The sequence below is a fragment of the Spirosoma flavum genome, from assembly GCF_042686045.1.
Taxonomy (GTDB): Bacteria; Bacteroidota; Bacteroidia; order Cytophagales; family Spirosomataceae; genus Spirosoma; species Spirosoma flavum.
Genome location: NZ_JBHUOM010000030.1, coordinates 1 through 3,084, shown reverse-complemented (window position 1 = coordinate 3,084; position 3,084 = coordinate 1). Strand labels below are relative to the sequence as shown.

Below are 3,084 nucleotides of genomic sequence, written 5' to 3'. Positions count from 1 at the left end.
TAGCTTTATCGCAGATTCACAATTAGTAGCTCATGAATACCGACCTTACCTACCGATTAGCGACCAAAGCCGACCTGCCCAAAATTGTTGAAATGCTACTGGATGACCCTTTAGGAGCATTACGAGAAAAATCTGAATCTGTTTTAGGCGAGGCTTATTATCAGGCCTACGAAAAAATTAGGGTTGATGCCAATCAGGAGCTGACCATTGTTGAACTAAATGGAGAGGTCGTTGGCACGTATCATCTGACCTTTATTCAATATCTAACCCATCAAGGCGGTCTGCGCGCCCAGATTGAAGCGGTACGCGTGGCATCTTCCTGCCGTGGCCAGGGAATAGGCAAGAAAATGTTCCACTATGCCAGCGAGAGAGCGAAAGAAAAAGGCTGTTATATGGTCCAACTCACGACCGACAAACAACGCCCTGAAGCGATTAAATTTTACAAATCCTTGGGGTACGTAGCCACGCATGAGGGAATGAAGCTTAAATTTTGATGGTCAAAAGTTGAGTGCTTTACCGTCATTTGAAAAGCCGATACCTGAACAATACCACGTCTCAAAATGGAGGGTTATTTGAGCATTCGAAAATTTCCTAGCTTACCAACTATTTCTTGAAAAGATTAACTCAGTGGTCATTCTATAGCCAAGAAGGGGCGATTCTCTGCACATCCTTTTGACAAATTAGTTGCTTTGAAAATGGTACTTTTCTTAGGCAAGTTGCATATACTATCTTATAGTACGTTTGAACTGAATTGAAAAATACTCAAAAAAAGCAGTTATTCAGCTGTGATTTGAGCCACCAGCGGAGGTAAGTCCGATATCTTATTAGCCAAACCTGCTTAACATGTTTTGACTCCCGCTGGTGAATTTTCAAGCCTGAACAGTTCAATTGGTGAAAAACCGTGTATGCTATGCTAGGGTCAAAAAATTCAAGGCCTCAACTCCCTGTTATCTCTTTCTTTTCCCCTTTGTAACTCCCTGTTCGTATGACCACTTACATTGGTATTGACGTAGCCAAAGATACTCTTTCAGTGGCGGTTCCTAAGCTTAATGCTGGCTGGAAACTAGCGGAGTATGCTAATTCCCCTGACGGTATTCGTGCCCTTCTAGGCCAATTACCTGACCAGGCTCATTGTGTGCTGGAAGCAACAGGTTCGTATTCCGTTTTAGTGACCTATATGCTCACTCAAGCAGGTGTAACAATCTCGGTTATCAACCCTAAGCAAAGTCACCACTTTGCTAAAATGCACCTGTCGGTGACCAAGACCGATCCGCAAGATGCAATTCTTTTGTCAGAGTATGGAAAGGTAGTACAACCACCTGTTTATCAATTGAGTAATGACAGTTTGCTGTTGCTTAGACAGAAGCGAACATTGCTCAGACAGTACCAAAAACAGCGGGTAGCGCTGCTTAATGTATTCGAATCGTTTGCGCCTTTGCCCTTAAAAGATGATACTGTTCAGCAGAGTTTGCAGCAGATGATTGCTCATTTTCAGGCGGCCATTGCGCAACTAAAAGCAGAAATTAATCAGGTTTGTCAAGCTGATTTTGCCGACCAGTACAAGCGGTTACGGTCCATAAAAGGGATTTCTCATGTCATCGCCACCGCCTTAATTGAGACCACCGCACGGGCGGCCCCGAAACGGCTTTCGTGACTTTACATCCGCCAAGGCTCTGGCTAAGTTCATTGGCGTGGCTCCCGTGATTTATCAGTCAGGGAAAGTGGGTAAGACTAAAGGGATCAACCGCTCGGGGGATGCTCATTTGAGAGGCCAATTATATATGGCCAGCTTGTCAGCCATTCGCTACAATAAATCCTGTCGCGAGTGTTATCAGCGGCTGAAAGCGGCAGGTAAAGTGACTAATGTAGCCTTGATGGCTGTCGTCAATAAATTACTTCGTCAGGCCTATGCGGTGGTTAAATTTAACGAAGACTATGATCCAAATTACCAACCTATTTTACGCTCGATGGCTTGACTTTTAACACAGTTCATGTTAATAAACTATTCTAAGAATCGAGCTCTAACAACAGGCCTTCAATTAGAGGGTGGCAGAACCTCTTTAACCAACAGAATAGATTAAACTCTAGTCATATCTAGCTTTAGTGTAGAAACTAAAACATACGCTATGTTCAAGATCAAATTATTGCTCACTCAGGTGGCAGTCATTGGTAGTTGCGTTCTCGTTCTAAGCGGCTGTGCGACCGTATTTGGTGGACCAAGAACCAGTTATCAAGTAACCAAACCCTTCGATGGCCAGCCACAACGCCAAGTTCGAGTGGGTGCCCTAATTGCGGATATCATTCTGTTCTGGCCGGGCACCATCGTTGATTTTGCAACGGGAGCTATTTACAAACCCGCCCCGGTGCAGGTGCCCTTAGCCCCCCCGCCGGTTGAGATGCGATAATGGCGTAAATGCGATTGCTAAAAGGCTTGATGAAATTCTCTATTAAGCCTTTTAGCAATCGTCAAGTTAACAAAGTTGCACTTATAAAACCACCCCTGATATGCGTACGTCTGTTCTCATTACAATAGTACTAAGTCTATTTTGGCTGCCTCTTCACGCCCAAACCGTTCAAACCGATTCTAGCTCAACGCCTGATCATGTAATTTACACAGTTGTCCAACAGCAACCCGAATTTCCGGGTGGGATGAGTAGACTAGGTCAGTACATCAGTGAAAATCTACGGTATCCTAAAGCAGCCCAGGCAGCCGGTTTAGCGGGACGGGTTTTTATTCGATTCCTGATCAATAAACAGGGTGCCATTGAAAAGGTAAAGGTCTTAAAAGGGATTTCTCCTGAGATCGATGCAGAAGCCATACGAATGGTGGCCAGTATGCCGAATTGGCTTCCTGGCAAAGTGGATGGTCAAGCCGTTGATTGCTTTTATAATTTGCCTATCAACTTTTCTGTTCGGTGAAGGAGGGCAGCTTTTTATGCGTTTTGATAAACGAAACGGATAAGACTCTTGACTTAGTCAAAGACTTGTTCATAAAAAATAGCGGATCAAGATGTTTGATTAACATATTGCCACTTGTGCGATTCGTTCACCCTAAATGATTGCGAAATCAGGGACGGGTGGCAA

General features: G+C 44.2%; 5 protein-coding genes. All 5 read left to right on the top strand.

Features of this window, described 5'->3' with window-relative positions:
* Positions 1–32: 32 nt before the first annotated feature.
* The 5 genes from ACFS25_RS27155 to ACFS25_RS27135 all read left to right on the top strand — a co-directional run bounded on the left by ACFS25_RS27155 (position 33) and on the right by ACFS25_RS27135 (position 2,919).
* Positions 33–494 carry a GNAT family N-acetyltransferase gene (locus ACFS25_RS27155; RefSeq protein WP_381507592.1) on the top strand — a complete coding sequence of 154 codons (462 nt, stop codon included), beginning with the start codon at positions 33–35 and terminating at the stop codon, positions 492–494.
* Positions 495–985: 491 nt separating this feature from the next.
* Positions 986–1,654, top strand: coding sequence for an IS110 family transposase (locus ACFS25_RS27150; protein ID WP_381507590.1), 669 nt, complete (start codon positions 986–988; stop codon positions 1,652–1,654).
* Positions 1,614–1,976, top strand: coding sequence for a transposase (locus ACFS25_RS27145; protein ID WP_381507588.1), 363 nt, complete (start codon positions 1,614–1,616; stop codon positions 1,974–1,976). Before ACFS25_RS27150 ends, ACFS25_RS27145 begins: the two co-directional genes overlap by 41 nt.
* Before the next feature lie 150 nt (positions 1,977–2,126).
* Positions 2,127–2,405, top strand: a complete 279-nt coding sequence (locus tag ACFS25_RS27140) for a hypothetical protein (protein ID WP_381507579.1) — start codon at positions 2,127–2,129, stop codon at positions 2,403–2,405.
* A gap of 100 nt (positions 2,406–2,505) precedes the next feature.
* Positions 2,506–2,919 carry an energy transducer TonB gene (locus ACFS25_RS27135; protein ID WP_381507585.1) on the top strand — a complete coding sequence of 138 codons (414 nt, stop codon included), beginning with the start codon at positions 2,506–2,508 and terminating at the stop codon, positions 2,917–2,919.
* Positions 2,920–3,084 lie beyond the last annotated feature (165 nt).

Coding starts and splice junctions, on each gene's coding strand:
- ACFS25_RS27155 (WP_381507592.1), top strand. CDS start 33: ATGAATACCGACCTTACCTACCGATTAGCGACCAAAGCCGACCTGCCC.
- ACFS25_RS27150 (WP_381507590.1), top strand. CDS start 986: ATGACCACTTACATTGGTATTGACGTAGCCAAAGATACTCTTTCAGTG.
- ACFS25_RS27140 (WP_381507579.1), top strand. CDS start 2,127: ATGTTCAAGATCAAATTATTGCTCACTCAGGTGGCAGTCATTGGTAGT.
- ACFS25_RS27135 (WP_381507585.1), top strand. CDS start 2,506: ATGCGTACGTCTGTTCTCATTACAATAGTACTAAGTCTATTTTGGCTG.